This is a genomic window from Pseudomonas sp. LG1E9, assembly GCF_003290225.1.
GTDB lineage: Bacteria > Pseudomonadota > Gammaproteobacteria > Pseudomonadales > Pseudomonadaceae > Aquipseudomonas > Aquipseudomonas cyclaminis.
This window is the reverse complement of record NZ_CP029983.1, coordinates 5,040,088-5,053,235: the sequence shown is the minus strand read 5'-3', so window position 1 is coordinate 5,053,235 and position 13,148 is coordinate 5,040,088. Positions and strand designations below refer to the sequence as shown.

Below are 13,148 nucleotides of genomic sequence, written 5' to 3'. Positions count from 1 at the left end.
AGGACGTTATGTTGAGAAGTTGCCTGCTGTTGAGTATTGGCGCTCTGTTACTGACCGGCTGCACGGGTAGGGGCTTTCAACCACCGCCGCCGGAATTCACCAATTGGAAAAAAAGCGGGGTCTCGCAAGCAGGCGTCAAGAGCGCTATGACCGCTTGCGGCTATACCAACCTGACAGGGACGGGGGACAAGACGCCGATTGACCAGGTACTCAAACGGTTTTATTGCATGAAAGACGCCGGTTTCAAGCGTACGGACAACATTGACTTGTGCAAGGAAGGCCGTATCGGCGAATCGCCGGTGTGTGAAGGCCGCCGCTGATCCATCACTAAAAGGGCGTAGTGAATGAACGATCTACGCAAACCATGAGGAAGATCGCGGTGTTCAGGAAGAGCCTGCTGTTGAGTGTTTGCGCTGTGTTATTGATCAGTTGCACGGGCAGGGGCTTCCAACCACCGCCCCCGGATTTTACCTATTGGCAAAAGAGCGGGGTCTCTGTCGATGGCGTCAAGAACAGCATGCTCGCGTGCGGGTACGAGAATGTGGCGGGCACGGGCGGCGGCTCAATTGATGAGAGGCTCAGGAGCTTCTATTGCATGAAAGATGCGGGCTTCACACGCAAAGATAACTTGGACCTATGCAAGCTTGGCCGCGTTGGCGAATCACCGGTGTGTGAAGGTCGCCGCTGATCCATCACTAAAAGGTCGTAGGGAATGAACGATCTGCGCAAACCCTTAGGAAGAACACGATGTTCAGGAAGAGCCTGCTGCTGAGTGTTTACGCGGTGTTATTGATCGGCTGCACGGGCAGGGGCTTTCAACCACCGCCTGGGGATTACACCCAATGGAAAAAAAGCGGCGTTTCGCAACAAGGGGTCGACGATGCCATGCGTGCCTGCGGGTATACCAATCTTGATGGCGCGGGGGACACGTCGCCGATCGATGTGGTCCTGACGCGCTTCTACTGCATGAAAGATGCGGGCTTCACACGCAAAGATAACTTGGACCTATGCAAGCTTGGCCGTATCGGCGAATCACCGGTGTGCGAAGGCCGCCGGTAATCCATTACTGAAAGGAAGCAGGGAATGAACGAGCTACGCAATGGACTGTACGGCGTCGCGCTGGCATTGGTGGCGGCAGGGTTGGGTGGTTGTGCCTCGTCGATGACGGTCACCGGCGAGCCAGGGGTGAAAATGGGCCAGAGCTATGCCCAGGTGCTCGCGGTGGTCAGCCGCAACAACGCCGTGACCAAGCGGGTCGAGGGCGAAGGCTTTCGGGCTGAGGGTTACTCGCCGATGTTCAAGGACTGCCGTATCAAGTACTTCATCTTCCAGGGCGCCGATGGCTTGCAGATGGTGAAGTACGAGCCGGCGCCGCAGCTGTCGGTCAACCAGAATTGCCGTCAGCCGTAAGCGGCTCTTTTTTTCCTTTGCGAGTTGATTGCCGATGAATGTTTTACGTGGGGTTCCCGTGGTGTTGCTGGTGCTGCTGACGGGCTGCGGCCAGGTGGCGAACATCCGCTCGCTGTCCACCGGCTACGTCGCCCCGACGTCCGGCGAAACCGCTCGCGTGCGGTTGATCACCGACGGTCTGGTGCGCGCAGTACCGGGGCGTGATTGCCTGGATTGGAATGTGCCGGGCGCCGGGGTGATGGCGTCGACGAAGGCGGGCTTCCCCGATCACAACGGCGAAAGCCTGGGCATGCCAGGGCCGATTTACTCGTGGGACGCTGCCGTGTCGTCCGAGCTGGTGGTGCCGGCGAACACGCCGATCGCGTTTCATTACCTGGGGAAATTGCAGTATTCCCGGCAATGCTCCAGCACAATGACCTTCGTGCCTCGGCCGGGGATGGACTACATGGTGCAGGCGTCCATCTATGCAAGCTGTTCGTTCCAGCTGCACGAACTGCCGGCGGGCGCTAAGCAATGGGTTGCGGTGGAGCCTGCGCCCAGGGGCAAGGTGTCGATGTGCAACGCGATGGATAATTTCTAACAGGCCAATTATTTTTCGGCCTGAATGACTTTTTCCTACTCCTCAAAGGTCAACATCCTTCAAGCACCATTGAACCCAGGAGTACGCCCCCCATGACCACCCCCAAGGCATTGTTGATCCTCCACGGCAAGCAAGCCCTCAATGAGGACGTGCGCGCGGCGGTGCTGGCCCGGCGCGAGCAGGGTTGGGAGTTGGCGGTGCGGGTGACGTGGGAGGGCGGTGACGCTCAACGGCTGGTCAAGGAGGCCCTGGACGTTGGGTATACCCATATCATTGCCGGCGGCGGCGACGGCACCTTGCGTGACGTGGCCGAAGCCATGGCCCAGGCCAAGAGCGACGCCAGCCTGGTGCTGATGCCATTGGGCACCGCCAATGATTTTGCCAAGGCCGCCGGCGTGCCGTTGGAGCCGGCCCAGGCCCTGGCGTTGCTGGATGTGCCGCCCAGGGCAATCGACTTGGGCCGTGTCGGCGGGCAGATTTTCCTGAACATGGCCACTGGCGGCTTCGGCAGCCAGGTCACGGCCAATACCTCCGAAGACCTGAAGAAAGTCCTCGGCGGCGCGGCTTATCTGTTCACCGGCCTGACGCGCTTCAGCGAGTTGAAGGCCGCCTATGGCGAGCTGGAAGGCCCGGACTTCCACTGGAAGGGCGAGCTGCTGGCGCTGGGCATCGGCAACGGTCGCCAGGCGGGCGGGGGGCATGTGCTGTGCCCTGGCGCATTGGCCGATGACGGCTTGCTCGACGTCAGCATTCTGCCGGCGCCCCAGGAAGTGGTCGGCACGCTGCTCAATCTGATGAGCGACGGCGGGCTCGACAATATGTTCGTGCGGGCGCGCCTGCCGTGGGTCAACATCAAGGTGGCGCAGGGCTTGTACATCAACCTTGATGGCGAGCCGCTGGAAGGGGACGACCTGCGTTTCGAAGCGCTGCCCAAGGCGCTTCGCGTGCATTTACCGGTGGGTTCGCCCCTAGTCGTCCAGGCTGATGATCTGCTCGCGCACGGCAAATAATACGAGCCCCGCCACGTCGAATATCTGCAGGCGCTTCATGATCTGCGACCGGTGCGCTTCCACGGTCTTGATGCTCAGGCCCAGGCCGTGGGCGATCTCGCGGGTGGATTTGCCGCGCACGATCAGACGCAGTATTTCCAGTTGGCGAGCCGTGAGGTTATGGCTGTGACCAGCGGGTGTGACTGACCCCTGGCTGCGCACCAGCGCCTGATTGATCACCGTGTGGGCGATCGCCGGGCTCAGGTAACGCTCGTTGTTGCGCAGGGCCTGCAGCGCGTGTTCCAGCTCATTGGCGGTGGTGTCCTTGAGCAGATAGCCGTGGGCGCCGGCCTCCAGCGCGCACATGATCAGCTCCGGGTCGGTGTGCATCGACAGGATCAGCACCTTGCTCTTGGGGTGCGCACGCTTGAGTTGCTGCAAGGCGTCCAGGCCGCCGGTGTGCTTCATCGACAGGTCCAGCAGCACGATGTCCGGCAGCAGCGTATTGAATTGCTCCAGCAACTGCGCGCCATCGCTGGCTTCCCCCGTCACGGTGTAGCCGGGAATATCCTGGATCAGTGCACGTACGCCGGCCCGGATCAGGGCATGGTCGTCCACCAGCAGTAATGTGCAGCTCACTCGATAACCTTAGGGGCGCTGGCCCGTTCGAGGGCGCGGGGCGCCCAGGGGAAGAGCGCGTCGATGCGTGTTCCGTTGCCTGGCTGGCTGCTCACGGATAATGAACCGCCAAGCTGATCGATCCGCTCGGACATGCCCGCCATGCCTCGCTGGCCTTCCAGGCTGGGATTGATGGCGGGCGAAAAGCCCTGACCGTCATCGCAGATGGTCAGCGACAGTCCCTCGGGCAGGCGTTGCAGGCGTACCAGCAGGTTGCGCGCCTGGGCGTGGCGCAGCATGTTGGTGACGGCTTCCTGGGTGATGCGAAAAGCCGCCACGGCCATTTCTTCCGGGATGCCGGTCAGCCGTTGCTGGCATTCCAGGCTCCAATGCACCGGGGTGTTTTCCAGGGTCTTGAGCAGGTGCGCGCGCAGGCTGGCTTCCAGGCCCAGGCTGGCGAGCTGGCGAGGGTTGAGGATGGCGGACACGTCGCGCACCTTGGCCAGGGTCTCGTTCAAGGTGTTGCACAGGACGTTGCACTGGGTTTGCAGCTCATCCGGCAGGCGGCGCTTGAGCCATTCGCTTTGCAGCTTGGCGGCGGTCAACAGTTGACCGATATCGTCATGCAACTCGCGGCTGAGGCGGTGGCGTTCGTTTTCCTGCACTTGCAGCAGGCGATCGGCCAATTCCTGGGGCTGGAACTTGATGGATTTGCGCGAGTACCACTGTTGCACGCTCACCACCAACACGGTGGCCAGGTTGAACAGCAGGATCATCAGCGGCAACGGTGCCGAGTGGGAATAAGCCCACAGGCTCAGCAGCAGCGAGCCAAGGCAGAGGGTGAGGATCAAACGGCGTGCATTGCTGCGGGACGCGGACCTTGCGATGAATGTCTTGAGGCTGGCATGCATAGCGGATGTAGCCAATGAAGGTTCGCTGCTGGAAGACCGGTCGACGCTGACCGGACGCTGTTTGGAATACGTGATTGAATCGTTTTCAAAGTGGCAAAAGTTCAGCCACTTCGAGCGGGTGATAGTACCACTACTCTTACCGTTGGTCGCCAGGTGCCTGTCTGGCGGGCTTATTTAGACGCGCAAACACCCCGGGACGCTAATCCCAGAGTTAATGAAGTGAGGTTTATTGTTTTAAAAGGCCTGTAGCCTTAATGGCTAATTGATATCCATGCAGGGGGCATTCAATTTCAGCGCGTTAATTAAATCTGTCGTTTTTAGACAACTTAGCGCTGAATCCGACTGGATAACCCCTCAAGAAGCGTGGTGAATACGCTGCTGCGGTTTATATCTGAAGTCCTTTTGTGGAATCTGCAGTGTGACCGTGGCGATCAATGTGGTTTGTTCCGCTTCATCCAGTGCCAACAGGCCTGTCTTCGCATCGATCAACTCCAGCTGCCAGGCCAGCAGTCTCAGGCAATCCTCCAAGGCATTGAGGGCCTCATCGTGCAGCTGCAGAGGGTTTTCGGCGTTGGCGATCAGGTATTGGATATGCCGCGAAAATTCGCTGATCGCCCCCAGAGCCAGGCAATCGGCCTTTTCGGCGAGCTTGATCAGGCTGACTTTCATGCAGTCGATGGCGTCGTTGTCGTTGCGAATCAAATGCAGGTGACTCAGGCACTCCTCCGACTTGGCCAGCAGCTTTTCAGCCTCGTACAGGAACTCTGGAAGTGCAAATTGCCACTCGTTACCGTCGTTCATCATGCAAATCTCCGCAACATAAGGTTGGGTGATGAGAGGTCGCACAGGGTGAATGGCGTAAAACTACTGCTGAAAGATAACTGGAGTATGTAGGTCGCTTCTGATTGTTCAGTAGGACGTTTATTTGAATGACGGCGACGGCTGCGCGTGGCCCTTGTGAGCAGGCTCAATTGCACACCATCAGTTGCCGCGACGTGAGCGTCCGGAAGACCCGTGGGCCGAGGGCTTGCGATGACAAACAAAAGCCTGACTCCATTCATGCAATGAGAATGGCGTCACATTAATGGCTATTAGATATTGCGAATATCAGGTTGGGCCTGATTGTGTATAGGGGAATCCCTTACGTGGCGGAACCTTGCACCGATTTGAATGTCGTGCAATGCCGCAGTACCGCTGTCTGGAGACGTGCGTGCAGTAGAGCATGATGTCAGTGTGACATCAATGAATTTGCGTGGCATTTTAAGGGGGTCAAGGTCTGGCTTACGCCGCCGATAACAGCAGTAATGAATTGCACAATCCCTTCGCGCATTTTCCAGCGCACACCAGGAGCTTTTAATGGCCGGCATTCTCGACACGGTAGACCAACGCACGCAACTGGTGGGTGAGAATCGCCTGGAGATCCTCATGTTTCGCCTGGCCGGGCGGCAGCTGTTCGCAATCAACGTATTCAAGGTGCAGGAAGTCCTGCAACTGCCCAAGTTGACCCTGATGCCCCAGCGCCATCCCTTTGTGTGCGGTGTGGTCAACCTGCGTGGCCAGACCCTGCCGGTGATCGACCTGTCCCAGGCCATCGGCATGCGCCCGCTGGTGCCTGGCCCGAACAGCACCATCATCGTCACCGAATACAACCGTTCGGTGCAGGCGTTCCTGGTGGGCGGCGTGGACCGCATCGTCAACATGAACTGGGAGTCCATCCTGCCGCCGCCGACCAGCGCCGGGCGTCAGCACTACCTCACCGCCATCAGCAAGGTCGATGATCAACTGGTGGAAATCATCGACGTGGAAAAAGTCCTTGCCGAGATCGTGCCCTACAACGCCAAGGTTTCCCGCGAAAAGCTCGAAGACCCGGTGCTGGAACGAGCCTGTGGCCGCGAAGTGTTGCTGGTGGACGACTCCAACGTTGCCCTGTCGCAATTGCGCGACACCCTGGGCCAACTGGGCGTGAAGATGCACATCGCCAGCGACGGCCTCAAGGCACTGAACATGCTCAAGGCCTGGGCCGACGCCGGCCACGTGATGACCGACAAGCTGCTGATGATTTTCACCGACGCCGAAATGCCCGAGATGGACGGCTACCGCCTCACCACCGAGATCCGCAACGACCCGCGTCTGCGCAAGCTGTACGTGGTGCTGCATACCTCGCTGTCGGGCAGCTTCAACGACTCGATGGTGAAGAAGGTCGGATGCGACAACTTCCTGTCCAAATTCCAGCCCGACAAACTGGTGGATGTGGTGCGTCAGCGACTGATGCTGGACGAAGCCACCGCTTGACCTTAGGGTTGCATCTTTGCCCCCTCAGGAATGCAGGCCCATGCTTCGTCTCAGTGCGTTGTACCGTTACCCTTTGAAGTCCGGCAAGGCCGAAACCTTGCAGCAGATCGGCCTGGATAAACTCGGGTTGGACGGGGATCGACGCTGGATGCTGGTGGATGAGGCCAGCGGGCGTTTCCTTACGCAGCGGGCAGTGGCGAAGATGAGCCAGCTCTCGGCCCTGTGGAGCCGCAGCGGTGGCCTGACCTTGAGTTCGCCCGGCCATGCGCCGCTGGACGTGGCACTGCCCGGCAGCGATGCCGAGTTGCGCGGCGTGACCATCTGGCGCGACACCTTGCGCGTGCCGGACGCCGGTGATGAAGCCGCCGCCTGGGTCAGCGCCTTTATCGGCAAGCCGACGCGGCTGGTGCAGATGCCCCTGGACCGTGCCCGCACGACCGAGGCCGGTTACGGTCGCGATGACGACCAGGTGGCGTTTGCCGACGGTTATCCGTTGCTCGTTATCGGGCAAGCGTCGCTGGACGACCTCTCGCAAAAAATCGGCCGCCCCATGGAGATGCTGCGCTTTCGTCCCAACCTGGTGATCGAAGGCGGTGAAGCCTTCGCTGAAGACGGCTGGAAGCGCCTGCGCATCGGTGATGTGGAGTTTCGTGCGGTGAAACGCTGCTCACGCTGCATTCTCACCACCATCGACCCGCAAACCGGCGAGCGCAGTGCCGACCGTGAGCCTTTCGCCACACTGGATACCTACCGCAAGACGGAGGACGGCGCGATGTTCGGCCAGAACCTGGTCAACGAGGGCAACGGCCGCCTGGAAGTGGGCATGCCAGTGACCATTCTCGAATAGTTTTCAGCGCCCATTAAAAATGCCCGTCTCGCAGGAGACGGGCATTTTTTTGAGCGGGCGAAGGCTTAGCCGCGGTATTCGCACAGGTAAGCGGTGTCCACGGCGACCTTCAGCTGGAACTTGCTGTTGGCCGGAACGTTGAACTGGCTGCCGGCGGCGAAGGTTTCCCACTCGCTGGCGTCAGGCAGTTTGACGGTCAGGGCGCCGGAGACCACGTGCATGATTTCACGCTGGGCGGTGCCGAATTCATATTCACCCGGAGCCATCACGCCGATGGTCGCCGGACCTTCTGCAGTGCCGAAAGCGATCGACTTGACGGTGCCGTCGAAGTACTCGTTGACTTTGAACATGGGCGAATCCTCGGAAAAAGGGTCTGGAAAGGTCGGCCAGTATGCCCAAGGGCGGGGGAGCTGCCTAGACCGGTAAAATCAACGGCAGCAGGCGTGCGGTATTGCGTGCATCTTCCAGTGCCCGATGTTGCTGGCCATGGAACTGCATGCCCGCCAATTGCAGCGCGCCGTTTAGCCCCAGGGGCTTGTCCAGGCGACGGGCCTTGGCGAAGCGCTGCTTGAGGTTCACATAGGGCGTCTTGGCGAGTGCACTGACCAGGCTATTGCGCTGCCATTCAAGTTCAAGCTGCGCACGGTCATAATCGCCCCAACTGGCCCAGCCTTCCAGGCGCGATAGATGCTGGCCCAGCCAGCGTTCGAACAGCGGCCACACCTCGGTGATGGGCGCGGCGGCGTCGATATTTGCCTGGGTGATGTGGGTCAACTGACGGCAAAAAGGCGTCAGCAATGGGCGGCGCAACGGCCGCACAAAGCGCTGGAAGTGGTCCAGTTCGCGGCCCTGGCGGTTGACCAGGCTCGCGCCGATCTCGATGACTTCCATCTCCGTCACGGGCCAGCCGCCTTCATCCGTTGTGGCTTCAAGGTCAATAATCAGCCAATGAGGCATTGTGCAGGTTCCCGTACTCGTCCCTTCTTGATGGGGATAGAGCGTAGCCCGGCCCTGTAGTTCCGCCCAGGGCCTATTCGATCTCCAGCAAAACCTGGCGATTGCGCACCGGGTTGGCGTCAATCACCTGTCCAGCCTTTGCAATCTCGTGAATGCCGACCGTGAGTGAATGTTCCCTGTTCATCGCGTCGAGCAAGATTTGGCCAAGCGCTTGCTTGGTTGGCGCACACGGCCTAAATTGCCGGCCAAGACGTCAGTGGAAGTAGAGGAGAGCAGCATGGATGAGCACCAAGCCCTGCGGGTGATGCGCACCATGGTCGATGGCGGCCAATTGACCGATCCCGACAGCGCCCGGGGCAAATTGCTGCAAACCGCGGCGCACCTGTTTCGCAACAAGGGTTTCGAGCGCACCACCGTGCGTGACCTGGCCAGTGCGGTGGGCATTCAGTCCGGCAGCATCTTTCATCACTTCAAGAGCAAGGACGAGATCCTGCGGGCCGTGATGGAAGAAACCATCCACTACAACACAGCGATGATGCGGGCTTCGCTGGAGCACGCGACGAACGTGCGCGAGCGTGTGCTGGCGCTGATCCGCTGCGAGTTGCAGTCGATCATGGGCGGCAGCGGCGAAGCCATGGCGGTACTGGTGTACGAATGGCGCTCGTTGTCGCAGGAAGGCCAGGCCCAGGTCCTGGCGCTGCGTGACGTGTATGAAGACCTCTGGCTGCACGTGCTGGGCGAGGCCAAGGCCGCAGGCTATATCAAGGGTGATGTGTTTATCGCGCGGCGCTTTCTCACCGGCGCCTTGTCCTGGACCACCACCTGGTTTCGCGCCGAGGGCAACCTGACGCTGGAGCAGTTGGCCGAAGAAGCCCTGCTGATGGTTCTGAAAGCTGACTGAGGCGCAAGCTATTAATTTGGTGGTGGAAAGTTGTCTCGCCAGACAAAAACGCCTAGCTTATCGCCATCAATCGGTTGAACGGTGTGTGCCTTGATGTTTTCGCCATGGCGGCTGGCTGCAGGACTAACAATATGGGCACTGGGCGCCGTGTGGTGGATGCCGGCTTCGGCTGCGCAATTGGTGCGCGTCGGCGCGGCGCATTTCCCGCCTTACACCGTGCGCCCGGAGCAGGGCGCCGACACCGGGTTGCTGCCGCAATTGGTCGAGGCCTTGAACGCCTTGCAAACCGACTACCAGTTTGTGCTGGTGCCCACCTCCATTCCCAGGCGTTTCCGCGATTTAGAGCAGGGCCGGATCGACATGGCCATCTTCGAAAACCCCGCCTGGGGCTGGCAGAAAATCCCCCACACCAGCATCGACATGGGGCTGGAAGACGCAGAGATTTTCATCGCCCAGCGTGAGCCCGGTCGCGGCCAGGACTATTTCGCCGACCTTGCGGGCAAACGCCTGGCGGTGTTCAGCGGATACCACTACGCCTTCGCCAGCTTCAATCCCGACCCCAGGAACATGGCCGAGCATTTCAACGCCACCTTGACCTACTCCCATGACAGCAACCTGCAGATGGTTGCGCGTGGGCGAGCGGACATTGCCTTGGTCACCCGTTCGTACCTGAGCGACTTTATGGTGCGCAATGCGGATATGGCCGCGCAGTTCCTAGTGTCGGAGCGTATCGATCAGGTCTATCACCATTACGCCTTGCTACGGCCGAAGGCGCCGATCACGGGGCCTGCGTTTGCCGAAATGCTCAAACGCCTGCGTGATAACGGCCAGATGCTGAAGATTTTCGAGCCGTACCGCATCGACGTGATGGCGGTACCTTGATCGGCTAAATTTCTTCCTCCGGCTCACGTCACTTCCTTATCTGTCGACGATTACGTGAGCCCCTCCCATGTCCAATCTCAATGACCTGTCGGTCCTGCCATTGCCGGCCGGGCCTGCCTTGAATGCTGATGAAACCGAAAGCCACCTGAGCCTGACCCTGGAAGGCCAGCCGCTGGCGCGTTTGCGCCTGGAACGTGGCGATGAATTGCAGGTGCATTTGCAGAACCCCGGCGATGTGCCTTCCGCCCGTGCCTTGTGGGCCGCCTGCTACTGGTTGTTTGCCAGGGAACCCGCTCGGCAGCGCCTGACCTGGCACCTCGCACATGCGCCGCAAGAGGCCTTGAGCACTGGTTTGCTGGTGGTCGCCGAGACCGCCGGGCAGTACCGCTGCGAGCGCACCCTGTTCTGGCAACTGCCCCAGCCGTGGTTGGGGCAATCGTCCAGTGGCAGCTACCCGCAACAGATGATTGTCAGTGCGGGCAAGCGCCACCCGGTCCGCGCACCGAAACCCCGAGGTGAAGTCTACCGACGTTACGACGCACGCCTCGGCGCCTGGATTTCCCTGCGCACCGTTGAAATCGATGTGGACCTGGCGCGCTTCAGTCGCTGGCAGAACAGCGCGCGCGTGGCGAGTTTCTGGCAGGAAAGCGGCAGCCTGGAGCAGCATCGGGAATACCTCGACAAGCTCGCCGCCGATCCGCACACCCTCACGCTGATCGGCTGTTTCGACGATGAACCCTTTGCCTATTTCGAAGCCTACTGGGCCAAGGAAGACCGTATCGCACCGTTCTACGATGCGGCCGACTACGACCGTGGCATCCACATGCTGGTGGGGGAGGAACATCATCGCGGTCCGCACAAGGTCGCCAGCTGGCTGTCGGCGCTGGTGCACTACCTGTTCCTGGATGACCCGCGCACCCAGCGCGTGGTGGCGGAACCGCGTGCCGATAACGCGAAGATGATCGGCCATATGCACAACCAGTGTTTCCACTGCGAAAAGGAATTCGATTTTCCGCACAAGCGCGCGGCGCTGATGATTCTGGGGCGGGAGCGGTTTTTTGAGCGGTGCGGATTGATCTGAGGCGAGGTTCACAGCCGGGAGCGGGCAGGCCGCTCCCCATTTTTTGCCTCAGACCCGGCGTGCGAAGGTATCGCTATGGCTGCCCGACACCTTGCGGCAGTGCACCAGCGCATCGCGGATCATGAAGTTGACCAGCGTTGGCGACACCCCCAGTTCCTTGGCGATGTCCTTTTGCGGCACGCCGTGCAAGCGGTACATCTCGAACGCGTAGCGGGTGCGCTGGGGCAGCTCGGTCAGCGCGTCGGCGATGTTTTCCAAGGTGTTGAAATTGATGTGGGAGGTTTCCGGTGATGCGCCGTGAATAACCACATTCAAGCCTTCCTCTTCCGGCCCGGAGTATTTGAGTTCCAGGGCCTGCTTGCGGTAGTGATCGATGGCCAGGTTGCGCACGATCTGGAACAGGTAACTCAGCTGGGCCTTGAACGATGAGGTGATCGTCGGCGCCGATTGCAGGCGAAAGTAGGCGTCCTGCACGACATCTTCGGCGCGGGAGCGGCAGCCGGTAATACGTGCTGCGATCTTCACCAGAATCAATCGATTGTCGACGAACGCCTGGAGAAGTGGTGAGTCGCACCTGCCTGTGGATACTTGTTCCGTCATGGAAATCACCTTGATAAATAGGTTGGGGGAGGGCGTCCTTGCTGAGGCCTCCTACACATCGGGCAACAAATTAGGCTGAATGATAATGATTGTCAAATGAGAAGGCGAACTAATCTTATGCTTTCTTGTTCGGTGTGAACCACGTCTCGCTCATCCCCGGCGACTAATTATTTGCGGTTGCCGTCCGTTCTTCTGGGTGACAGGTCCGTTAGCAAGGCGGCCAAGGATCAGCACCCGCAGGAGGACGAAATGGGTTTTTACCGTGCACACAGCGTGTTTCAGTTTGGAGTCTTCGAGCGATGAGCACGCCGACCCTACTGCGCCTGTTCTGCCTGCCCTATTCAGGCGCCAGCGCCATGGTCTACGCACGGTGGCGCCGAGCGTTGCCCGAGTGGCTGCAGGTTTGCCCGCTGGAATTGCCTGGTCGCGGCATGCGCATGGACGAGCCCTTGCAGCGCGATATCAAGGCCTTGGCTGCGCAACTGGCGGATGAAATCAGCCACGATTTGAGTGGCCCCTACGCGTTGTTCGGCCACAGCCTTGGCGGCCTGCTCGCCTTTGAGCTGGCCCACGCATTGAACGCCCGCAACGTCCCTGCGCCGCTGGCGCTGTTCGCCTCCGGCACTGCCGGCCCGGCGCGCCGCGATGTCAGCGAATACGCCATCGAAAAGACCGATGAGCAACTGATCGCCCGCCTGCGTGAACTGCAGGGCACCGCCGAAGCAGCCCTGGCCAACCCCGAATTGATGCAACTGATGCTGCCTATCCTGCGTGCCGATTTCCTGCTGTGCGGCAGCTTCAACTATGGCGAACGCACGCCGCTGGCCATGCCGATCCATGTGTTCGGCGGCAAGCAGGACAGCGTGCGCGCCGACCAATTGCTCGACTGGCAACTCGATGCCGCCAGCGGCTTTTCCCTCGACATGTTCGACGGCCACCACTTCTTTCTCGTGCAGCACGAAAGCGCGGTATTGCGCTGCCTGCGGCGCTATGCCGACGAACACCTGGCCCGCTGGCGCAATGGCGTGACGCGGCAACTGGTCGCCGGCTGACAGCTACTCAATTCCCGAATTTCCCGTA

The 13,148-nt window shown here is 60.2% G+C and carries 18 protein-coding genes; 12 read left to right on the top strand and 6 right to left on the bottom strand.

What is annotated here, in order from left to right:
• The first annotated feature begins 8 nt into the window (after positions 1–8).
• The 6 genes from DNK50_RS23085 to yegS all read left to right on the top strand — a co-directional run bounded on the left by DNK50_RS23085 (position 9) and on the right by yegS (position 3,000).
• Positions 9–320, top strand: coding sequence for a hypothetical protein (locus tag DNK50_RS23085; protein ID WP_112196363.1), 312 nt, complete (start codon positions 9–11; stop codon positions 318–320).
• 59 nt (positions 321–379) lie between these two features.
• Positions 380–688: a hypothetical protein gene (locus DNK50_RS29320; protein ID WP_099584167.1), complete on the top strand. Its 309-nt coding sequence runs from the start codon at positions 380–382 to the stop codon at positions 686–688.
• A gap of 59 nt (positions 689–747) precedes the next feature.
• On the top strand, positions 748–1,059 hold the full coding sequence (locus tag DNK50_RS23075; protein WP_112196362.1) for a hypothetical protein: 312 nt from the start codon (positions 748–750) through the stop codon (positions 1,057–1,059).
• Between the two features lie 24 nt (positions 1,060–1,083).
• Positions 1,084–1,410: a hypothetical protein gene (locus tag DNK50_RS23070; RefSeq protein ID WP_099584149.1), complete on the top strand. Its 327-nt coding sequence runs from the start codon at positions 1,084–1,086 to the stop codon at positions 1,408–1,410.
• Between the two features lie 34 nt (positions 1,411–1,444).
• Positions 1,445–1,990, top strand: a complete 546-nt coding sequence (locus tag DNK50_RS23065) for a hypothetical protein (protein ID WP_099584150.1) — start codon at positions 1,445–1,447, stop codon at positions 1,988–1,990.
• Between the two features lie 92 nt (positions 1,991–2,082).
• Positions 2,083–3,000: a lipid kinase YegS gene (gene yegS, locus DNK50_RS23060; protein ID WP_099584151.1), complete on the top strand. Its 918-nt coding sequence runs from the start codon at positions 2,083–2,085 to the stop codon at positions 2,998–3,000.
• Here the strand turns inward: yegS and DNK50_RS23055 are convergent.
• The 3 genes from DNK50_RS23055 to DNK50_RS23045 form a co-directional block, all read right to left on the bottom strand.
• The gene (locus tag DNK50_RS23055) at positions 2,959–3,618 is read right to left on the bottom strand and encodes a response regulator transcription factor (protein ID WP_099584152.1); all 660 of its coding nucleotides are present in this window, start codon (positions 3,616–3,618) and stop codon (positions 2,959–2,961) included. The two genes, yegS and DNK50_RS23055, sit on opposite strands and share 42 nt — an antisense overlap.
• Positions 3,615–4,508: a sensor histidine kinase gene (locus DNK50_RS23050; protein ID WP_112196361.1), complete on the bottom strand. Its 894-nt coding sequence runs from the start codon at positions 4,506–4,508 to the stop codon at positions 3,615–3,617. Before DNK50_RS23050 ends, DNK50_RS23055 begins: the two co-directional genes overlap by 4 nt.
• A 354-nt stretch (positions 4,509–4,862) precedes the next feature.
• Complete coding sequence (locus tag DNK50_RS23045; protein WP_177411557.1) at positions 4,863–5,312, bottom strand: hypothetical protein; 450 nt, start codon at positions 5,310–5,312, stop codon at positions 4,863–4,865.
• Between the two features lie 552 nt (positions 5,313–5,864).
• Here DNK50_RS23045 and DNK50_RS23040 point away from each other — a divergent pair.
• Together DNK50_RS23040 and DNK50_RS23035 are read left to right on the top strand one after the other, a co-directional pair.
• Positions 5,865–6,800, top strand: a complete 936-nt coding sequence (locus tag DNK50_RS23040; protein ID WP_112196360.1) for a chemotaxis protein CheV — start codon at positions 5,865–5,867, stop codon at positions 6,798–6,800.
• 40 nt (positions 6,801–6,840) lie between these two features.
• On the top strand, positions 6,841–7,647 hold the full coding sequence (locus tag DNK50_RS23035; RefSeq protein ID WP_099584155.1) for an MOSC domain-containing protein: 807 nt from the start codon (positions 6,841–6,843) through the stop codon (positions 7,645–7,647).
• 65 nt (positions 7,648–7,712) lie between these two features.
• Here DNK50_RS23035 and DNK50_RS23030 read toward each other — a convergent pair whose 3' ends face one another.
• Together DNK50_RS23030 and DNK50_RS23025 are read right to left on the bottom strand one after the other, a co-directional pair.
• Positions 7,713–7,997, bottom strand: a complete 285-nt coding sequence (locus DNK50_RS23030; RefSeq protein ID WP_010208796.1) for a pyrimidine/purine nucleoside phosphorylase — start codon at positions 7,995–7,997, stop codon at positions 7,713–7,715.
• Positions 7,998–8,061: 64 nt separating this feature from the next.
• Entirely contained in the window at positions 8,062–8,604 is a 543-nt protein-coding gene (locus DNK50_RS23025; protein ID WP_112196359.1) for an exonuclease domain-containing protein, read from the bottom strand.
• A gap of 277 nt (positions 8,605–8,881) precedes the next feature.
• Here DNK50_RS23025 and DNK50_RS23020 point away from each other — a divergent pair, with 277 nt between their 5' ends.
• The 3 genes from DNK50_RS23020 (at position 8,882) to DNK50_RS23010 (ending at position 11,468) form a co-directional block, all read left to right on the top strand.
• Entirely contained in the window at positions 8,882–9,505 is a 624-nt protein-coding gene (locus DNK50_RS23020; protein WP_112196358.1) for a TetR/AcrR family transcriptional regulator, read from the top strand.
• A 93-nt stretch (positions 9,506–9,598) separates the two neighbouring features.
• A complete protein-coding gene (locus DNK50_RS23015) occupies positions 9,599–10,387 on the top strand; it encodes an ABC transporter substrate-binding protein (protein ID WP_112196357.1) in 789 nt (262 codons plus the stop codon).
• A gap of 67 nt (positions 10,388–10,454) precedes the next feature.
• A complete protein-coding gene (locus DNK50_RS23010; RefSeq protein ID WP_112196356.1) occupies positions 10,455–11,468 on the top strand; it encodes a GNAT family N-acetyltransferase in 1,014 nt (337 codons plus the stop codon).
• A gap of 48 nt (positions 11,469–11,516) precedes the next feature.
• Here DNK50_RS23010 and DNK50_RS23005 read toward each other — a convergent pair whose 3' ends face one another.
• Positions 11,517–12,068 carry an RNA polymerase factor sigma-70 gene (locus DNK50_RS23005; protein WP_034117025.1) on the bottom strand — a complete coding sequence of 184 codons (552 nt, stop codon included), beginning with the start codon at positions 12,066–12,068 and terminating at the stop codon, positions 11,517–11,519.
• 299 nt (positions 12,069–12,367) lie between these two features.
• Here DNK50_RS23005 and DNK50_RS23000 point away from each other — a divergent pair, with 299 nt between their 5' ends.
• A complete protein-coding gene (locus DNK50_RS23000) occupies positions 12,368–13,120 on the top strand; it encodes a thioesterase II family protein (RefSeq protein WP_112196355.1) in 753 nt (250 codons plus the stop codon).
• The last annotated feature ends 28 nt before the right edge of the window (positions 13,121–13,148 follow it).

Bases quoted from the DNA above. Each gene is read 5' to 3' on its own strand.
- DNK50_RS23015 (WP_112196357.1), top strand. From the start codon at position 9,599: ATGTTTTCGCCATGGCGGCTGGCTGCAGGACTAACAATATGGGCACTG.
- DNK50_RS23085 (WP_112196363.1), top strand. From the start codon at position 9: ATGTTGAGAAGTTGCCTGCTGTTGAGTATTGGCGCTCTGTTACTGACC.
- DNK50_RS23020 (WP_112196358.1), top strand. From the start codon at position 8,882: ATGGATGAGCACCAAGCCCTGCGGGTGATGCGCACCATGGTCGATGGC.
- DNK50_RS23030 (WP_010208796.1), bottom strand. From the start codon at position 7,997: ATGTTCAAAGTCAACGAGTACTTCGACGGCACCGTCAAGTCGATCGCT.
- DNK50_RS23050 (WP_112196361.1), bottom strand. From the start codon at position 4,508: ATGCATGCCAGCCTCAAGACATTCATCGCAAGGTCCGCGTCCCGCAGC.
- DNK50_RS23010 (WP_112196356.1), top strand. From the start codon at position 10,455: ATGTCCAATCTCAATGACCTGTCGGTCCTGCCATTGCCGGCCGGGCCT.
- DNK50_RS23035 (WP_099584155.1), top strand. From the start codon at position 6,841: ATGCTTCGTCTCAGTGCGTTGTACCGTTACCCTTTGAAGTCCGGCAAG.
- DNK50_RS23075 (WP_112196362.1), top strand. From the start codon at position 748: ATGTTCAGGAAGAGCCTGCTGCTGAGTGTTTACGCGGTGTTATTGATC.
- DNK50_RS23070 (WP_099584149.1), top strand. From the start codon at position 1,084: ATGAACGAGCTACGCAATGGACTGTACGGCGTCGCGCTGGCATTGGTG.
- yegS (WP_099584151.1), top strand. From the start codon at position 2,083: ATGACCACCCCCAAGGCATTGTTGATCCTCCACGGCAAGCAAGCCCTC.
- DNK50_RS23045 (WP_177411557.1), bottom strand. From the start codon at position 5,312: ATGATGAACGACGGTAACGAGTGGCAATTTGCACTTCCAGAGTTCCTG.
- DNK50_RS23025 (WP_112196359.1), bottom strand. From the start codon at position 8,604: ATGCCTCATTGGCTGATTATTGACCTTGAAGCCACAACGGATGAAGGC.
- DNK50_RS23005 (WP_034117025.1), bottom strand. From the start codon at position 12,068: ATGACGGAACAAGTATCCACAGGCAGGTGCGACTCACCACTTCTCCAG.
- DNK50_RS23040 (WP_112196360.1), top strand. From the start codon at position 5,865: ATGGCCGGCATTCTCGACACGGTAGACCAACGCACGCAACTGGTGGGT.
- DNK50_RS23000 (WP_112196355.1), top strand. From the start codon at position 12,368: ATGAGCACGCCGACCCTACTGCGCCTGTTCTGCCTGCCCTATTCAGGC.
- DNK50_RS23065 (WP_099584150.1), top strand. From the start codon at position 1,445: ATGAATGTTTTACGTGGGGTTCCCGTGGTGTTGCTGGTGCTGCTGACG.